Annotated in this window: 16 protein-coding genes, 1 tRNA gene and 1 pseudogene; 7 read left to right on the forward strand and 11 right to left on the reverse strand. The window is 51.6% G+C overall.

Annotation, left to right across the window (positions count from 1 at the left end):
- Nucleotides 1-45 precede the first annotated feature (45 nt).
- From H7F11_RS17180 to H7F11_RS02400, 3 genes and pseudogenes are all read left to right on the forward strand, one after another.
- Nucleotides 46-633, forward strand: a pseudogene (locus H7F11_RS17180) (DUF3857 domain-containing protein); the annotation flags it as partial.
- A 1,008-nt stretch (nt 634-1,641) separates the two neighbouring features.
- The gene (locus tag H7F11_RS17185; protein ID WP_413773183.1) at nt 1,642-1,962 is read left to right on the forward strand and encodes a DUF3858 domain-containing protein; all 321 of its coding nucleotides are present in this window, start codon (nt 1,642-1,644) and stop codon (nt 1,960-1,962) included.
- A gap of 17 nt (nt 1,963-1,979) precedes the next feature.
- Nucleotides 1,980-3,866, forward strand: a complete 1,887-nt coding sequence (locus H7F11_RS02400) for a DUF3857 domain-containing protein (protein ID WP_193649542.1) — start codon at nt 1,980-1,982, stop codon at nt 3,864-3,866.
- Here H7F11_RS02400 and H7F11_RS02405 read toward each other — a convergent pair.
- The 10 genes from H7F11_RS02405 to H7F11_RS02450 form a co-directional block, all read right to left on the reverse strand.
- Nucleotides 3,856-5,430 carry an alkaline phosphatase family protein gene (locus H7F11_RS02405; RefSeq protein ID WP_227485187.1) on the reverse strand — a complete coding sequence of 525 codons (1,575 nt, stop codon included), beginning with the start codon at nt 5,428-5,430 and terminating at the stop codon, nt 3,856-3,858. The genes H7F11_RS02400 and H7F11_RS02405 overlap by 11 nt on opposite strands.
- A gap of 41 nt (nt 5,431-5,471) precedes the next feature.
- Complete coding sequence (locus H7F11_RS02410; protein ID WP_193649541.1) at nt 5,472-6,278, reverse strand: ribonuclease T2 family protein; 807 nt, start codon at nt 6,276-6,278, stop codon at nt 5,472-5,474.
- Nucleotides 6,279-6,312: 34 nt separating this feature from the next.
- The gene (locus tag H7F11_RS02415) at nt 6,313-7,050 is read right to left on the reverse strand and encodes an energy transducer TonB (protein ID WP_193649687.1); all 738 of its coding nucleotides are present in this window, start codon (nt 7,048-7,050) and stop codon (nt 6,313-6,315) included.
- Between the two features lie 118 nt (nt 7,051-7,168).
- Nucleotides 7,169-9,571 carry a TonB-dependent receptor gene (locus tag H7F11_RS02420; protein WP_193649540.1) on the reverse strand — a complete coding sequence of 801 codons (2,403 nt, stop codon included), beginning with the start codon at nt 9,569-9,571 and terminating at the stop codon, nt 7,169-7,171.
- A gap of 38 nt (nt 9,572-9,609) precedes the next feature.
- Nucleotides 9,610-10,008, reverse strand: a complete 399-nt coding sequence (locus tag H7F11_RS02425; protein WP_193649539.1) for an ExbD/TolR family protein — start codon at nt 10,006-10,008, stop codon at nt 9,610-9,612.
- Nucleotides 10,008-10,691, reverse strand: coding sequence for a MotA/TolQ/ExbB proton channel family protein (locus H7F11_RS02430; RefSeq protein ID WP_193649538.1), 684 nt, complete (start codon nt 10,689-10,691; stop codon nt 10,008-10,010). The genes H7F11_RS02425 and H7F11_RS02430 overlap by 1 nt, the downstream gene beginning before the upstream one ends.
- 67 nt (nt 10,692-10,758) lie before the next feature.
- Nucleotides 10,759-11,568 carry a winged-helix domain-containing protein gene (locus H7F11_RS02435; RefSeq protein ID WP_227485188.1) on the reverse strand — a complete coding sequence of 270 codons (810 nt, stop codon included), beginning with the start codon at nt 11,566-11,568 and terminating at the stop codon, nt 10,759-10,761.
- A gap of 139 nt (nt 11,569-11,707) precedes the next feature.
- Nucleotides 11,708-13,114, reverse strand: a complete 1,407-nt coding sequence (locus H7F11_RS02440) for an MFS transporter (protein WP_193649537.1) — start codon at nt 13,112-13,114, stop codon at nt 11,708-11,710.
- Nucleotides 13,115-13,215: 101 nt separating this feature from the next.
- Nucleotides 13,216-13,731 (reverse strand): DUF3568 family protein, encoded by a 516-nt coding sequence (locus tag H7F11_RS02445; RefSeq protein ID WP_193649536.1) that lies wholly within the window; start codon nt 13,729-13,731, stop codon nt 13,216-13,218.
- Nucleotides 13,732-13,805: 74 nt separating this feature from the next.
- A tRNA-Leu gene (locus tag H7F11_RS02450) sits at nt 13,806-13,892 on the reverse strand.
- A 335-nt stretch (nt 13,893-14,227) separates the two neighbouring features.
- Here H7F11_RS02450 and H7F11_RS02455 point away from each other — a divergent pair.
- From H7F11_RS02455 to H7F11_RS02465, 3 genes are all read left to right on the forward strand, one after another.
- On the forward strand, nt 14,228-16,429 hold the full coding sequence (locus H7F11_RS02455) for a TonB-dependent receptor (protein ID WP_193649535.1): 2,202 nt from the start codon (nt 14,228-14,230) through the stop codon (nt 16,427-16,429).
- Nucleotides 16,430-16,496: 67 nt separating this feature from the next.
- The gene (locus tag H7F11_RS02460) at nt 16,497-17,174 is read left to right on the forward strand and encodes a MotA/TolQ/ExbB proton channel family protein (RefSeq protein ID WP_193649534.1); all 678 of its coding nucleotides are present in this window, start codon (nt 16,497-16,499) and stop codon (nt 17,172-17,174) included.
- Between the two features lie 3 nt (nt 17,175-17,177).
- Entirely contained in the window at nt 17,178-17,570 is a 393-nt protein-coding gene (locus tag H7F11_RS02465; RefSeq protein ID WP_193649533.1) for an ExbD/TolR family protein, read from the forward strand.
- 60 nt (nt 17,571-17,630) lie between these two features.
- Here the strand turns inward: H7F11_RS02465 and H7F11_RS16630 are convergent, their stop codons facing one another.
- Nucleotides 17,631-17,867: a hypothetical protein gene (locus tag H7F11_RS16630; RefSeq protein ID WP_227485189.1), complete on the reverse strand. Its 237-nt coding sequence runs from the start codon at nt 17,865-17,867 to the stop codon at nt 17,631-17,633.
- Nucleotides 17,868-17,886: 19 nt separating this feature from the next.
- Between H7F11_RS16630 and H7F11_RS17075 the strand changes: the two genes are divergently transcribed.
- Nucleotides 17,887-18,282 (forward strand): energy transducer TonB, encoded by a 396-nt coding sequence (locus tag H7F11_RS17075; protein WP_300251271.1) that lies wholly within the window; start codon nt 17,887-17,889, stop codon nt 18,280-18,282.
- Nucleotides 18,283-18,358: the final 76 nt, after the last annotated feature.

Consider the following 18,358-nt stretch of genomic DNA (forward strand, 5'->3'; position numbering starts at 1 on the left):
GGTGACTCATCCATGCTTCTTCTGAAATCTGTCCAGCGCGCTCTGATGGTTGTTTGTGGAGCAGGCCTGCTAAGCGGCACTTTACCGGGCAGCCTGGCCCAGGCCGGGACGACGGTTTCTGGCAACAGCAACGCGCCTTTTATCCCGATCAATGAAAAGCAGAGCGGAGCCCCCCTGCGGATTCTCAAAAACCATGTCAATGTTACGGTGCAATCCAACGGACTGTTTACTGAGCGCGATCATCAGGTGCTGGAACTTCTCAACCCGGCCCTGGAAACCATGATCAATCCCTACCAGATTCAGTATTCTGCCGATATGGCCAAGCTGCGGGTGCTGCGCGCCTGGGTCAGCACGCCCGGTGGCCAAAAATATGTCGTACCAGCCAGTGCCATTTTTGTGCGCCCGGAACCGATGGCTGCCGGAGCCCCCATGTATAGTCATGCCAAGGTGCTTTCCATCGTTCTGCCGAAATTGGGCAAAGACGATCAGCTTCATATCATTACCGAAAAAACCCAGACCACGCCCTATTTCGCCGGACAGTTTTCGCAAATCTGGGAAATGCCCGTCAGTCAGTCTGCACGCAATTTTCGTATTGATATTACGGCACCACGCAGCATGCATTTACGGGCCGCCCACACCGGCAACTGGATTGTTTCGCAGCGCACTCAGGGCCAGTTGATTCATATCAGTGCCCGTATGGCGGTACACCACGCGCGTTATCCGGGACCGAGTACTGTAGACGAAAGCCAGTTCAGCCCGCTTTTTGAGGTCAGCACTTTTCCCAGTTGGGCAGCCGTCGGCAAGGCCTACTGGTCACGCGCCGCCGACAAGGCGGCAGTTACCCCCATTGTCCAAAAAACCGCCGATACAGCAAGTCATGGACTGCAGGGCTGGGATGCGGAAAAAGCCCTGTATACCTGGGACTCCCACCATATTCGTTATGTAGGCCTGGAATTGGGTGTCGGCGGTTATGTGCCCATCTCGGCCAGCAAAACCCTGGAAACCCGCTATGGGGACTGCAAGGCCCACGCCACCCTGCTGCAGGCGCTTTTCAATGCCAGAGGCTTCAAGCTTTATCCAACATTAATCAACTGGAATAATGTGTTCACCCTGCCGCCGCTGCCCACTCCTTTCTGGTTTAATCACGCCATCGACTATGCCCCGCAGCGTCATCTTTTTCTGGACAGTACCGGCACCTACGAAACACCGGGGCAGCTGGCTATTGGTGAACGCGACAAACCCAGCATTGTCACCGGTCCGCATCCCCGGGTAGTGACCACCCCGGGTGCCGAGCCCGATGCCAACCAGTTGGACTATGCGGCTGATCTGACCCTGCAGCAAAATGGTGACTTAAGCGGGGTTGCCAAGATGCAGACCAAAGGCTGGTGGGCCTGGATGTATCGGCAAACCTTCGCCTCCATTCCTCCATCAGCCTATCACCGGGTCATGAATACCCTGCTGCTGCCGGATGGAGGCGGGAGTGGCACCTTTGTGCCAGGCAATCCGGATATTCTCGACCAGCCCTTTGCCGTGACTGCGCATTGGCATACTGTGGCTTACACCCATGTTGGCGATCATATCAGTTTTCCCATTCCCTCCGGCCCCTATCTGACCCCCGGCCTTTCCGCCACCGCCCGACCCATGGAAGCATTGACCCGGGTCATTGGCCCGCTGCAGCGTCAACATCCTGTCACCACGTATCTCGGTGGCATTCACTGGACAACGACTATCCATCTGCCCGAGGGTTATCAGGTGCAATATCTACCGCCCGCACAGCAGCTCCATAATCAGGCGGGAAGTTTCACTTATAACCTCACCCTCCAAGAACACAGCGTCATCGTACACTACACACTGCAACTCCAGCGGGTCGTGTACAACCCTCAGCAATATCCGGCCTTGCGCACGCTCCTGAAACTGGATTATGCCGCGCAGCAAAGCCCGATTATCCTTGTTCGCCAATGAATTCAGGAAACCTGCATATGACCCGTCATCTCACTCCCAAAGCGGCTTTATTAACTGCCGGTTTTATCCTGCTGACTGTCAGCGCCAACCCGGCTTTTGCCCGGGAACCCGCCCAGGTGAATTATCAGGTGTTACTCCTGCGTCAGGAACTGAGCGTACAGAAAAACGGTGCCTATACCGACAGCATTGACCGGGTGATTCAACCGCTGACCATGGCTGGCGTACAGTCACAATCCCAGATGCAAATTGGCTATCCAGCTAACTTTGCCCGCGTGCACATACTCGAAGCCTATACGGAAACGGCCTCGGGCGTTAAACATCCCGTCCCGGCCGATGCCATTTATACCCAATCCAGCCCGGATGCCCTGAGTGCCCCTTTTTTAAGTGATGGTCGCATCCAGAGTGTGGTCTTTCCGGCGGTAGCGCCCGGAGATACGCTGCACATCCGCTACACTATCCACTATGATCATCCCTATTTGCCGGGTATCTACGCCATCAGCACGCTCCTGGCCCCCAATGTGCCCGTCAGCAAGGCACAAATCATTTTGCACACCCCTGCCGCGCAAAAACTCTATGCCGCCCAGCAGGGGGATGCCTGGCATGCCGTGTCCGTCAGCCACGCTAAAAATGCGGCCAGCCGATCTTTTGAAACCAGCCTCAGTAAGGTTTCCTACCCACCACTGGGTAGTCCGGCACTGACGCAATATGCGCCCCTGGCAGTGATTTCGACAGCAGAACACTGGACTGAAGTCGCCACGGCTTACAATCAGCTTGCCACCCCCGCCATGCAGATGACCCCGGAATTGCAAAAAGCCGCTGAACATATTGCGCATGGAGCAACAGGGCTGGATGCGGTCAAAGTCATTTATCACTGGATGCAAAAAAACATTCATTCGGTATCCATCAACTACGCCAATGCCGGCTTTACGCCACCCAGCGCGAGCAGCACCCTGCAACGTGGAGTCGGCGACAGTAATGCCAATGCAGCATTGCTCTGCACCCTGCTAGGCGCCCTCCATATTGAAGCAGTACCGGCCATGATTTCCACCTCCGCGCGCTTTCACCCCTATCCTGCTGTGGATCCTTTTGCCTTTGGTCATTTTCTGGTGTACGTGCCCGCTTATCATTTATTTCTGGATCCCACTTCGCGCTATGCCGGCATCCATAGTTTACCCCTGGAGGATGCGGGCCGACCGGTGCTCATTACCGGAAAAAATCCACGCATGACGCAAATCCCTTTGCCCGATCTCAGCTTGCCGCTCATCGACAAACATAGCCAACTCCGCTTGAGCGCCTCCGGCACCATGCACGACCAGACCGTCGAAATACGCCGGGGTTACGCCGCCCAGGATATTCGCTCCGCGCTGATGGGCAGCAAGGGACGCATGTTGATGAAAGGATTGCGCAACGGTTTTTATGAACAGGGAGATCTGGGGCAACTGGAAAGCATTGCTTTTCAGAACCGGAAAAAGCTCGACCAGCCTCTGGGCCTGAAAACCAGCGCCGTAAAAAACGGCCTGTTTATACCCGGACATAGTGTCGCCATGATCATGCCCACAGATACGTCCATGGCCAAGCCTCTGCAGGCCTTTACTGCAGAGAGCGTCCGCACAACACCGAGTCTGATCAATCCCAGCTATATGCAATCAGATATTTCCCTGAAATTGCCGCAAGGTTATCAGCCCGCCTATTTACCGAAAAATATCGACATACAGACATCCGTTGGAAGCTATAGCATTCACTACGCACTGTCCGGACAAACCCTCAAAATTGATCAGCGGCTGAAGCTGCCGGAGTTTGTGATCAGCGCGAAGGACTACCCGGCCTTGCACCAACTGGCGGTATTGAGCTCCAGCAGTACCCGCGAGGGGTTACTGCTGGTGAAAGGATTCACTAAACGCTGAAATCCTTGGGTTGCTGATCCCAGTCAAAAGCACCCAACAGATCATAGGCATCCCGATCGCGATGATTGAGGGGATCGAGACCGAAACGGGTTTCAATAAATTTGAGAATGCTGGCGGTACTGGCCAGATGATGATCCACCAGGCCACTCCGCACCCATGGACTGATCAACATGGCGGGAATACGGGTTCCAAATCCGTAATCATCCACCACTTTCGGTGGTAACGAATCCCAAAAACCACCCCCTTCATCATAAGTGATAAATATCGCGGTTTTATCCCAGGCAGGGCCATCAGCCACAGCCCGCACCAGTTGCTCCACCCATTCCATGCCATAAGCGGGCGCACTATCCGCTGGATGTTCATCATGGGATGCCGTAGCTTTTAAAAAAGAAACCGAGGGCAACTTGCCGGCACGCGCATCCGCCAGAAAATCATCACTATCCCGAATATGACCTGCCTTGACATAATCCGGCCAACGCGGGTAATACTGGAAAGGATTATGATGGGCAACATATAACTGGCTGGTATCAATTACTGCCGAACCATCTCCCGGTCCGAAAGCCGTTTTCAGCGCCCAGGGTTTTACTTTATTCCAGTTTTCGTTGTACCAGGCCCAGGAAACCTTTGCCGCATTCATACGGTCACCAATATTGTCATAAGTCTGCGCTGCTGGTGGCGGCGAAATTTCCAGCTCTTGCATTCTGCCTGCGTCCGTAGGACCTTGAATAGGCACCAGATCATTCACCATGATTTTACGATGGTCATAAGGCAAATCAAAAAATCCATGTTCCAGACCGGCCTCGCGCGGATCAAAGGGCGCACAAATATCTGCTGTAGCCTGAGGGTTGATGCACGAACGCGCGGCGACGAGATACAGGGCATTGCCCGTACTACCACCACTCATTGCCTGATAAAAATGATCAAATAAAGTGTATTGATGCGCCACGCGATGGTAAAAAGGAAGATCTTCTCCCGTATAGTGCCCCAGAACAGGGCCACTGGGACGGGCCAGATCAAAAGCCATCTGCTCTGCCGACATTTTCCTGAATTCATCACGGTGCAAATGGGTTTTGCTACCCCCGGCCAGGGCTACAAACCGGTCCATTTTGCCATTATTGACTTCAGCCATCATCCGGAAAAAACGATGCTTGGGATCCCAGTTAACATTACCCTTGGCTGGAATATAAGGCGCCAAATGAAAGGGTTTATTAGCTAGCTGCACATTCTGAAAACCGGGAATGTCTAAAGGCAAAGGTAAGTTACCATAGGGAATTCCGGCCGGGTTTTTCTGGAGACCATTGAAGCGATGATCAATGTTTCCCAATGCATCCAGGAGATTAATGACTTTCTGACCATTTTTGGCTTGAAAAGTCCCAAAGTAATGATCAAAACTGCGATTTTCCTGAAAAATTACAACCACATGCTCAATTTTTTTGCGCAGGATGGTTTTTTCATCTACTCCAGCCGCATGGGCCATACCCATTAATTTTGGTGCGGAAACTACTGCTGCACCACCTAACCCCAATTGCTTCAAAAACTGCCGACGATTCTGACGCTCCATCATCTATTCCTCATCAAAAAGAGAGAGTTTGTTATTCTGGTGGTTTAATTCAGTATATGAATTTTTTCAGCACAACTGCCCTTGCGGCCCTTTTCCAGACTGTCAGGGGCGGGAAATGCATTGATTTTATCTTTGTGAATGGTAATCCAGGCTTGGGTCAAAATATTGCCTTGATGCTCCAGTTCATGGCTATGGCGGCCGGGGGTCTCGCAACGGAGTTCCAGGGCATCCGCATTTTTCACCTTGAAGCTTTCGGCAAAGGCTTTGAGAATGGCATTGCGCTCCACCCATTGCCCGCGATGCTCACGAATAAAGGCCGTGAACGAACTGGCGTTGAGTTTATCCAGCAAATCCAGCTCCTTGGGGAAAAACTGTTCGGGTGTTTCGCCAAAACAGGCGACATGTTTGTAATACTCATGGCGATCCAGACAAATGTTGGCCATGGGCATGTGCGCATACAAACGCTGATGCAGTGCAGCCGGCAGATTCAGAGCCTGATTGGCACAACTATCCTTCGGCAGGCTATGGCCCGGGTTATACCAGTAACAGCCATAATGCCACCAGGTCGGGCCCTTCATTCCAGAGGCAATCAGTGACTGGGGCCGGCTCGCCCACAGCCCATGCATGGTCCACTCCTGGTTGATTTTTGCGTCCGGGGACAAATCCTTGCAGGCAGCACCCGCATTGGTCCAGGTCGCGCACACGCCGGGATGCCACATGACCGCAAAAGTATAGTGGTTGAAATTCTGCATACCTTGGGGAACGTCTGCCGCCGCCAGTGAAGATGTCAGGCCAACCCCAATAAAACCGAGAGATAAAACTGAAGCTTTTATGACCCGCAAAATATTCACTGGCAAAATGCTCCCCGTAAAAATAGTGTTCATGTTAACTGGAATGGCTGGACAAATGTACTTCAACCGTAAAGTTGGTTGCATGCTTGGGCATGTTTTTCGTAAAGGGCGGATAGTTACCCTCTTTCACGGATTGCAGAGCCGCCTTATCAATCGGTTGCACACCACTGGACTGGGAGATTTTGGCCCAAAGCAGTTGTCCGGAAGGGGTCAACCGGAAAGTAATGACTGCCGTACCGCTTAAGTGCATCAAACGCACGGCCTCAGGCACATGGGCATCGGCCTGAACCTGAGCACGTACCATAGCAGCATAACGGGCCAATGCTGCCTGCCGCGCCGCCATACTGGGTGCTGGAGGCGGCGGCGGCGGGGCTGGCGGCGTCACTGGCGGCGCAGGCGGTACGACTGGAGCAGTCGGCAACGGCGTTTTGGCCATCAGCGGTTTGGGCGCCGGAGTATGATGGACCACTGGACGCGGTTGGGGAATGGGTTTGGGCCTCGGCACCGGTACCGGCTTGGGTTGCACCACTGGTTTGGGCGGCGGCGGAACCGGAATGGGTTTGGGCTTGGGCGGTGCCGGATGCACCATATGAATGGCGATGATTTTTTTCACCACCGGCTTGGGCGGCGGCGGCGCCGAGCTGATCCACAGCAGGCCTGCCAGCAGCGCAATTTCCAGAACCGCCCCCACCAGCAGGGCCTTAACAAAATGCCCCTCAGACTTATCAGGCCCTTGGGGCGACCAGGAAGGATTTGTCACCATGGTATTCATCATTTAACCCTCATCGAATGACATTGCCCGGGAATGTACCGAAGCACCATGCCGGGCAATGGCTTTCAGATAGCGCCGCAAATCCGTTAAAAGATTTGCGGCGCAAAACAATAACGGCTTAGAAATTAGCCGTCAGGCTTACATAAAAAGTTCTCGGTGCCCCGGGCAGCCCAATCAGATCGCCCTTGGTGTTGGGTCCGTAAGTTCCGCCACTACTGATATATTCATAGCTGTTGTAGCGGTTACCAAGCACATTGAGCAGGTCCACTTCCACGCCCACATTCCGGAAATAAGCCATGTGCATGGGAATCTTGCTGTGCAAAGCCAGATTCAGCAAGGTATAAGAGGGCAGTTTTGCCGTAGCTGAGGGTGACTTGGTGATACTGTCATACAGGGACTGGGGTCCGGTATACTGCACCCAAATACGCGGTTCCAGCAAAATACCGTCAACGAAACTTTTGGTATAGGCGCCAATATTGAAAGTTGCATCCGGGACATTGGCAACCGGTAAGCCATCATAACTTTTACCTTTCACGGTATAATTACTGAAATACGCTTTCTGAAACGACAAATTGGCAAAGGTGTGGAGCCAGTAAAGCGGGTTATCGACGGCATAAATATTGACCCCTTCATAATCCGAAGTGCCGTCGGCATTGATCACATCACCATTGGTCAAGGTAATAGGAAGATACTGATTGGAGAAGCGGGTAAAGTACCAGTTGGCACTAAACAGGAAGTGATGCAGGTAACCATCATGCGCCACGTGCACCTTGAAACCGGCCTGATAATTCTGCCCCTTTTCCAACGAAAGCGAACTGGCTGGGATAGCCTGGAAAGGACCACCGCCACCACCGAATGCAGGTGTCTGATAAGCCTCACTATAACCTGCAAACAGCGCCAGATGATGAATAGGACGCCAGCTGATATTCACCGAAGGTTCCACCGCACTCAGGCTGCGAGAATCCGCAGGGAGTATAGCCTGATTACCCTTAGGATATAATTGGCTCGACTCCGGGAAGGTTTCCGTTGTAAAAGGCGTATAATTCATCTGAAATTGTTCTACGCGAACTCCTGGAGTAATATCCACAGAGGATATCGGATGAATTTTATCCTGGAAGAAAGCCGCCACATCAGTTACATCCAGAAAGTCGCTCCGGTACTTGTCATTGGGAACAAAACGCGTGGCATAGTAGGGTGCATATTGGCTGTAGAAGGCATTTTTAGAGTTGTCTCTGGATTTAATAAAATAGCCGCCAAATCCCAGCTTGTTGTAGGGCAACTTGCTATCAAACCAGAGCTTATCTCCGTAAGTTTCACTGTGGGGATCATTATACTCATTGGTATTGGGCGCTCCCACCCCATAGGAAACATAACGATTGTGCAAACGGTGTCCATAACGATACCAGATGTCATTATGCAGCCAGGTCGCGGCACCAATATCCACGTTCAGCTTGTTGTAGAACATCCAGGTGCTGTTACTGTCAATTTTGTAAGGTGCCGCATTGTAAAAGCCAGAGGTCTGCTGGCTATACAGTGGGCCGGGTATTGGTTTGCCGGTTTTGTTATCAAAGCCGTTGATGGTCGTACCCGCTGCTGCCGATACCGGAATATCATAAGGCTTGTAGGCTGAGCCCTTGGCTAAATAGGCTCCAAAACTGTCATCGCCCCGGCGGAAGCGCTTACGAATCTTGAGGAACCAGGCATAGCTGTTGCTCGGCAAAACCACTCCAGAAGGACTGAGTAAACTGGTTCCGGATGGTACGCCAAGGAAACTGTTACCGCTGCTCACGCCGCCCGCGAGAACCGCTGAAAAACCATCAAAATTACCGGTACGCACATCAAAGTGAATATTCTTGAAATCATTACTTCCGTAACTCATGCCAATACTGGCACCAGGTTTGTTGGTCGGCTGGATCGGCACAAAATCAATACCACCTCCAATATTGTTATACCAACGATTCTCGGGATTACCGGGGCCATAGGTGACATGAATACCCTGGATCATGGAAGGCTGATTGACCTGGGGAGACTGCCACAACCCGGTAGCCGGATTATTCATGGGGATACCATCAAAAGAAATGGCAATACTGTGTGCGGCTTCAGAGCCCTTGGGATTACCCCAACCTTGTTTAATGCCATCTATGCTAATCTGAGCCTTGGCAGCACCCGTCCCGTAACTGGCCAAGGTACTCACCCCGGGAGCAAAATTCAGCATTTGCGCGCCGCCAGCACCTGGTCCTGCTGCTTCAATTTCTTTTCTGCCTAAAACTTTTGAAGAAATGCCTGACTTGAAGATGTGCTTTTGCTTGGGCAATTCTGGCGTATGCTGCGCATAAGCAGATTGTGTCACCACATTACTGGAAACTTCGCCTACAGCAATGCTTTGCTGATTGGTTTTGTGTCGTACCCGTGCGCTGCGCGTCTGGGCGGTCACCCCCGCATGGGCCAGTGGTATCAAGCCCAAGAGGCCGGTAGCGGCCAAGGCAAGGGTTAATGGACGCATATTTGTTTTACGGTACATTTTTATAACTCCCTAACGTTATATAGAAAAAAGTTTGTTCAAGAACTTTTTGCCGCTATCCCGATATCACTCACCCCCGCCTTCTGGCAGCGGTCCATGACATGAATGAAATCCTGAAAGGGCACGCCCCTGTCAGCGGCGATGGTGATCTGGGTCTTGCCGGGGTCGCCGTCGCTGGCGAGCATTTTCTCCAGACCATCCAGGTCGTAATGATGACCCTTGACGTTCACCGACCCATCTTTCTGAATGTTGATGGTGAAATGCGGACGCGGCAGACTCTGGGCTTCACTGGAAGTGGGCAACTGCAGATTGAGGCCCTTGTCGGGAATCATCTGCAGGGTGATCATGATGAAAAACACCAGCAGGAAAAGCATGATGTCAATCATCGGAATGATTTCGACCCTGCCTTTCTTCTGCTCGAAGTAACGCCGGTTCATTATCCTGCCCTCGCCACGGCCACTGCTTCGGCATTGGGGCGGCCTTCCGCATCAAAAGTCACCACCGGCTGACCATCCATGCGGTTGATGAGCATGGTTTTCACCGAGTCCAGTTGCAGCAGAATCATGCGCACCTGATTGTTGAAGGCATTGAAGGTCAACAAGCCGAGCATGGCGATGAACAGGCCGGAGGCGGTGGATACCAGGGCATCGGCAACACCCCCCGTGACCTGCATGGGCGCATGACCAGGCTGGGCCAATACCGAAAACGCATGAAACATACCGATGATGGTCCCGAACAGACCCAGCAGCGGGGCCAGGGTAATAATGGTGTCCAGCAACCACAGGCGGCGGTCCAGTTTCGGCGCAATGACCAGCACACTTTCTTCCAGACGGCTGGCGAGGGCTTCACCCTTTACCTGACCACTATGGGCGGCAGCGGTACGCAGCAGAGCGGCTTCGGGTAAGTCGCCCGCATCTTCGGCCAGGGTGCTGAGCGCTTCGCGATCCAGACGCCCATGCCGTCCCAGTTCCTGAACGAATGCCAGACCACGCAGAATGGTCCGCCGCAGGTACCAGAACCGGTCCACCATCACGGCCAGTTCCACCAGCAGCATCAGGCCCAGTATGTATAAAACCCCGTCCGAGTAGTTGGCGAGGTGAATGAGATATTGGAGGTTCATCAGAAAAGCACCTTGTAACAATGAAGGTGCTACCTTAACAAACTAATGTGACAGTTTTATGAACCTTTTATGACAATTTCACATCAAATGATATTTTTTGCGGCAAAGTCAGCCGATAACCAAAACCATGCACCGTTTCCAGCCATTCTCCGGCACCAGCCGCCTCCATATATTTACGTAATCGATGAACCTGAGCAGCGACTGAGTTTTCCTGAATGAATTTTTGACCATCGCTGAGCACATTGGCAATTTCCGAGGCCGTAAATGTCCGATCTGGATGCAAAGCCAGATAATGGAGAAACCGGAATAACCTTCGGCTCAATCTGATTTCAGAACCGTTCAAGCGGATTCGACTGCTTTCAGGATTGATCCAGATATAAGGATCTTGCCGGACTTCAGTATTCTCCCAATGATGGCCGTTTTTTAACAGGGTTCCTATCTGGGCGCGTAAAACAGATTCCGTCACCGTATCCGCCAGATAGGCGCTGGCACCGGCATCCAGTGCGGACATGGCATGAGCTTCGTCATCGGCACCCAATGCCAGAACGCATAAGTGCGTACAAACCGGAAGGGATAATAATTCATTCAGCCATGGCGCCATATCCACAGTCCAATCCGTAATAATCAGCAAAACCGGATGCCAGCGTTTAATGAGTGGTAAAACATCACGTTCTTGACCATTCAACGCTTTGACAAAAGCTCCTGAACGCTGTAACCGTAAAGCAATCTTATCGGCTGGATTACCTGCAGAAAATATCAGAATTCTGGAACCGACCAGCGTGCTGAGGTTTTCCACTTTAGCAGCCGTCATTAATAACAAGGCATCTGTCATATGCATCGCATGATGAAGCACCCCACCGACCAGGGTATAAAACATATTCGCTCCTGATTTTTTTGATTAATCAATAACTGCGCACTTTCCGGAAAAAAATTTACGCACATCTTTTTCCGCAAAAGGCATTCATTTATAAAATCAGGCAGGTAAAAAACCTGCCTGATGATTCATCAGGAAAACCTCAGGAAGGCGTCATCCCTGCAGAGGTATTCTTGCGCATCGGTACCACAATATCTTCACCACTGGCTTCTTCAAGAGATTTACCAGCAGGCTCTTTGAGGCAAAAAGCCGTGAGCAGCAAACCAGCCAGAGCAAAAAAGAAAGTGATCATCAAAGTTCCATGTAAACCATAATCATGCAGCAAGATCGGGAAAACTAAGGCGCCCAAAAAAGCACCTACTTTGGCTGTTCCTGCAGACAGGCCATGTCCGGTAGTCCGTAAATTGACCGGGAAAAGTTCGGCGGCCAGAACAAAGGTGGTGGTATTGGGGCCGTATTCCGCAAAAAAGTAGGAAACACCGTACAGCACCAGAAATACACCCACAGATTGCGTCAGTACCGGGAAAGCACCAATCAGCAGGAACATCAATCCCATCAGAAAAAATCCCAGCATCTGCAGGGTTTTATGACCGACACGATCAATCGTAAACGCCGCCAGAAAATAACCGGGGACAGCCGCAATAGCAAATACCATCAAACTCAATGCCGTACTGGTCACCACGTCGGCATGCGGGGCAATATGCGACATGATCATGGGGGTAGAAATGGTATTTCCATAATAGGCATAGTCGAACATGAACCAGCCACCGGCTGTACCCAGCAGGGTCAACCAGTAACGGCTCAAAGGCTGTTTGACAATTTTGTCCTGAACCGTGGCCGTGGCCGTTCCCAAGCTGAATGAAGCCAGTTGCTTACCGGCTGCCACGGCATCGCCTTTGACGCGGGCCAACCAGCGCGGAGATTCGGGTAGGGTACGACGAATATAGATAACGGCGGCCGCCGGTAAAGCACCCAGTCCCAGCATCAGACGCCAGGCCAGATCATGATTCACACCCGCCGCCAGCAGCGTTAAAGCCACTACCGGACCTGTTACCAAACCAATGGCCTGGGCTGAAAAAACCAGACTGACCATGCGACCACGGGATTTGACGTTTGCATATTCGCTCATCAGCACAGCGGAGAGCGGATAATCACCACCAATCCCCAAGCCTAAAATAACGCGGGCGATGAGCAGCACTGTCACATCCGGCGCAAAAGCGGATAGTAGTGCACCAACGGTCATCAACAGTGCTTCAAGACCGTAAATGGCCTTGCGGCCCAGCCGATCCGCCAGGGTACCAAATACGTAGGCACCCACAAAAGTGGCGATGAGCGAAATGGAACCAATCAGCCCGACTTCGGCTGCGCCCAAATGCCACTCACCCTTGATCAGCACCAGGGCGGTACCAATAATGAAAAGATCATAAGCAGAAGTGAAAAAGCCCATTGCGGACGCAAACATGGCTTTCAGATGAAACGGACTGAAACTGACAGAGTTGAGTGCCTCTGCCACATTGTTTTGTGTTGAACTGCCTTGCGGTGTTGCCATCGTGGTCTCCTTTCTAGTCTGGACCTTACGAAAGGCTACACCCCAATTGTGACCGTATTATGAACTTTTTATGACACTTTTATGACAGTTTCCCCAAACCCCTACTGTAGGGGGATGGTTTCCTGGGCTGGCTGCTGCGGCGCCGCTTCTGCAGGAACATTATCTTGCGCAGGCGGGAGACTCGTCGGCGCTGTCGCACTGGCAGCCAAACCCAAATGCTGGGAAAGCAGCTTCTGAAACTGCAAGGACATCGATTTATTACCCAAGGTACCAATACGAATATTCGCCTTGGTGACATCCGTCGCCATGGAGGTCAAGGTTACCCGCACGGTATCTCCTTCCGTGGTCATCCCTTCTAACAGATATTTGGAAGGGCTTTTGCGAATTTCACCATTATAGCGTATGCCCATGTCTGCAAATGCAGATTGAGAAGCAGCACTCACCCGATTCATGGAAGCTGGATAGTAAGCATAAAAATTGGCGACCCCGCCATTTTGCACATAGGCCACTGCCCCGCCACCGGCACCAGCAGCGACGAGTGCAACGCAGCCTCCCAAGGGCAAAGCGGAGACTGCAGCAGCTAAAGCCAAAAAGGTAAAACGTCGTTGAATCAACATGTACCCGCTCCTCCAAACCACCTGAAAACCAAATACAGAAAAGCCCGGATTAACCGGGCCGTTCAAATCAAATTTGGTACCGAGAGTCGGACTCGAACCGACACGATGTCACCACCACCGGATTTTGAGTCCGGCGCGTCTACCAGTTCCGCCATCCCGGCAAAATAGCCAGCAAAGTATACCCCCAGGACCCATATACTTCAAGAGCTGGCCAAGCCCCTTACTCTCCATCTTTCTGTTTAGCTCTGAGAAACCACCCCCACTGTCACAAAAGGTTCACATAAATGTCATCACACCGTCACATTAGCATTGTATATTATACACAACAATTAGATAACCAAGCGTAAGCCCAAAGCAACTGTTTGAAATAAATACCGCCACCTTCTGGCCGCACTGTAAGTTCAGATGAGATATGGCAGGAAATTAAGACAACGCAAACTTGAAAATTGCGTTGTTAGGGGTTTTTGCGTCAAACACTAACGGAAGGGAGCCAATCATGATCAATCGCCGTAAGAAAGTAATTTATCTTGCCATTATTAGCGCCACTGTGAGCCTCTACGGCATTAGTGCAGAAGCTGATGAATCCTTGGGGACGGTAACCGGAACGGCTACAGCCAGCAACAATTTCTTTGGTAGCAGTCCCAATATCAATACCGGAGAAACGCCCAAAAGCGATATCCAGCGCATCCAGAAATTTAATAAAAAAGCCACCAATCAGGAGACCCTGATCACCCGTGGACAATTTGAGATGCTCGCACCCACAGACTCTTATACCCAGGTGTTGAACAACATGCCCAACGCCATGGTCGTCAGCAGCGGTGACAGCATGGACGGTGATGACGTTTATATCAACGGATTTGGCAAATCACTGATCAATTTTACCCTGGACGGCATACCGCTCAATGACAATGACAGCTATACCTATTATACCAACGAGTTCATCCCCTCTGTACTGGTAGCCGGGACCAAATATTATCCGGGCGCTGAATCTGCAGCGATTCCAGGTCTTTCAGCCTTCGGCGGCTCCGTGGAGACCTACAGCCTCAAGCCATCACCATCGCCTTTTGTGCGCCCCATCGTCGGTGCGGGATCTTTCGGTAAATATAATGTCGGTGGTTTGATCAACACCGGTCTTTTTGCCAAGAACTTTGCCCCGACTTCCGCCTGGATATATGTGAATAAAATTCAGCGGGATGGCTATTTCCAGAATAACGGTGCCCTGCAAAATCAGTTTTTGTTCAAGTCTGTTACTCAGATTGGACCTGGTGCCCTGACCCTGTTTTTCTCCCAGAACAATCAACGCTTCAACTATTATAATGGCGCCACAGCAACGCAAATAGCCCAATATGGACAGGATTACAACAGTTATACCAGAAATCCTCTACTCCTAAACGGCAAGGCCAATTATAATTACACGGGATATAATTATAATCAGTACCTGAACTGGCTGGGCTACGCCAAATATGAAGGCGAAATTGGCAAAGTCAAGTTCTCCGATCAATTATACTATTACTACGGAAATGGATTCAGCGCCAGCGCAACTACATATACCCAGACACTACTGACACCAGCAGGGACGATTGGCAGATTTTCTCCTGCAAGGAATGGCGTTTTACTGGGAAATAGCGTTAACAATACTCATCGCTGGGGGAATCTGGCCCGTATCATCTATCCGCTTGGTCCGGTCAGCACAGAACTGGGTTTCTGGTTCAATCATAATAATACACTGCACGATTCCCGTTATTTCAGTGCCAGCAATACCTATCTTGGATCTTCCTATTCGGAGCCGGTGGTCACCAACACCTATCAGCCCTATATCAATTTAACTTACAAGCCTGTTGATGCACTTACCCTGGCAGCTGGTTTTAAATATCTTTATGTCACCCGGGATTTTAAAAATACAGTGGCTCTGGCGCAAAACAAGCCTGGTCAATTCAATGTAAATTTCGGCTCGGTATTACCTTCTGTGGGTGCCAACCTGCGCATCACCGACAATTGGCATGCATTTGCCAATTTTACCCAAAATACCAATCCTCCTGGATACAACCAGTTTTATACCGGAACCTACAATGCCGAGCTAAAACCTCAGAAAGCCAACACTTACAGTGTCGGTACACACTGGGATATTGGACCCTGGAGTTCCAGTCTGCAGGCCTTCCGCGTCGATTTCCAGAACTACATTTTAAGTACGACCATACTGGTTGGATCGCTGAATCAGACTGTGCTGGCAAACGCGGGCACGGCCATCAATCAGGGCCTCTCCTGGCAGAATAACGTTGTCCTGAACGACATTTTCAGTGCCTACGCCAACTTCGGCGTCCTCGACGCCCGTTTAACCTCGTCTCATCAGCCTTTTCCCTATGCTCCGCATCATACCGAGGCACTGGGGCTGATTGCCCGTTACCATGGCCTGAGAGCAACAGTTTCCCTCCATGAGATGGGGCAGTCGTACTATAACCTGGGTGGTAAATTCCTGCCTTTGGGTAGCCGTTTCTTTGCAGATGCTTCTCTACGTTACACATTCAGAAATGCGCCCCTTGGCCAGTCTCTGGGCTTCAAGAACATCACTGCCAGTCTGAATCTGAACAATTTGTTTGATCGCCGGTTTGTGCAGAGCTATACCGGCAGCAGCAGCAATCCAAATCTGAAACTCAATCTCCCTACCAATGTTTATGCGACCATTGATGCCACTTTCTAGGCATTAAATAACCGAATCAGCCTCTCCTTGTGATTTTGGAGAGGTACTTTTACAAGAGAGAACCAAGATGGACTTTTCAACAATAGCCAGCGTTGCCGCCAAATCCGGCGGTATTCTTTATATCATGCCTGTACTCCTCTTGATCGTTTTATGGGTGAGCATAGAGCGTTTTTTGTTTTTAAGCCGCATGAGTCGCCTCGGAGAAAAAATGGCGAGCGCCCTGGAACAGCTTCCGGACATTAAGGAGCAAAGCCTGCGCCCTCTCGCAGATTCTGCGGAATTTCCTTTTCGCGCTTTGCTCCAGGTCCCTATCCGTTTCCCCAATATCAAGGACAGCGCACAGCTTTCCGAGATTCTTCAGGAAGCGGTCATGCGTCAGGTCCCTTTGCTGGATAAGCGTCTTTGGCTCCTGGATACCACGGTTACCCTGGCTCCTTTGCTGGGTCTTCTGGGTACCATTATCGGGATGTTTCATGCTTTTCAGATTTTAAATAATGTGGCCAACAATCCCACAGCCATTACCGGAAGCGTTGCTGAAGCACTGATGGCCACTGCAGCCGGTCTGGTCATCGCCATTATCGGTCTGGTCAGTTTTAATGGCCTGCAAAACCAGATGCGCTTTGTTGTTCATCAAATGGAAACCTTGCGCAGCATGCTCATCAATCGTTTGTCCGGACTGGACCATAGTCATGCCCTGAATAATACCGAGACCCAACCGGTCATTTATGCGGCGAAAGAGGCCTGAGTCATGCAATACCTCGAAATGAAAAAAGGACGTGTCGAGATTATCCAGATGATTGATATCATGCTATTTTTGCTGATCTTCTTCATCATGATCACCGTCCACATGATCCCCAGCCAAGGGCTACCAGCGCACCTTCCCGGTTCCAGTTCTGCCCAGGAATTACCCAAGCCTAAAGTGGTATTGACCCTGCATACCGATGGCACCCTGGAATTCAAGGACAAAACCATCAGCCTCCAGGATCTCGAAGCCCAATTGCGCCAGGGAAACCCATCAGAAACCCAGGTAACCATTGCCGCTGATAAGGGCGCCGACATTCAGGCGCTGGTAAAAGTCATGGATGCCTGCCGTCATGCCGGGGTCACCGCAATCGGCCTTGCCGCCAAACCCGTGTCATGATGTCCGCAGATTTGCGTCCGCTGGGAAGTCTGGTCAAGGCGCCAAGCGGTAACGGCAACCTCAAGGCGCTGATGATTGCCGCCGCCATTGAATCGGCTTTTGTCGCCGTGCTGATCTGGCAAAGCGCAACACAGCCCCCCCACCGGCAGCCATCAATGCCCCCGTTACCATCAGCCTGGTGCCACCCGCTCCGCCCAAACCATTACCACCCACGCCCAAGCCAAAGGTACAACCAAAGCCTGTACCGCGACCGACTCCACGACCAACGCCACGGCCGGTTCCACACCCTGTTGCCAAACCGCAGGAGAAAATTCCGGTGCCCCCATCACCATTGCCCAGCCCGGTGCAAGCTCCGGCACCCAAAGTCATAGCGACACCACCGCCTCCCCTGCAGAGTCCTGCTCCGGTGAGCCCGGCCGTGCGCGAAGACTATCTGGCACAAGTGAAAGGCGCCATTCAGGCAGCAGTCCGTTTTCCGGAATCTGCAAAAATGCTGGGTGAAAATGGACGGGTACAGTTGCACTTTTTCCTTCATAACGGCCAGATTAGTGACGTGAAAATCATGCAAAAAGGAAGTATGAGTACCTTCGATAGTGCCGCTATTGCTGCTTTGGGCAATGCGCGCCTGCCCACCGTCCCCGCAGGTCTCAAGGACAAAATCTTCGATTTGAGCATCTGGGTGGAGTTCAAACTCAGTGGTCAAGACGAATAGCTCATAACAGAAACCGTCCCGGATGATTGCAGCGACCATGGCTACGGCCACGGAAGCCCAAACATCCGGAGCAAAT

The sequence above is a fragment of the Acidithiobacillus sp. HP-2 genome, assembly GCF_015100155.1.
Lineage (GTDB): Bacteria > Pseudomonadota > Gammaproteobacteria > Acidithiobacillales > Acidithiobacillaceae > Acidithiobacillus.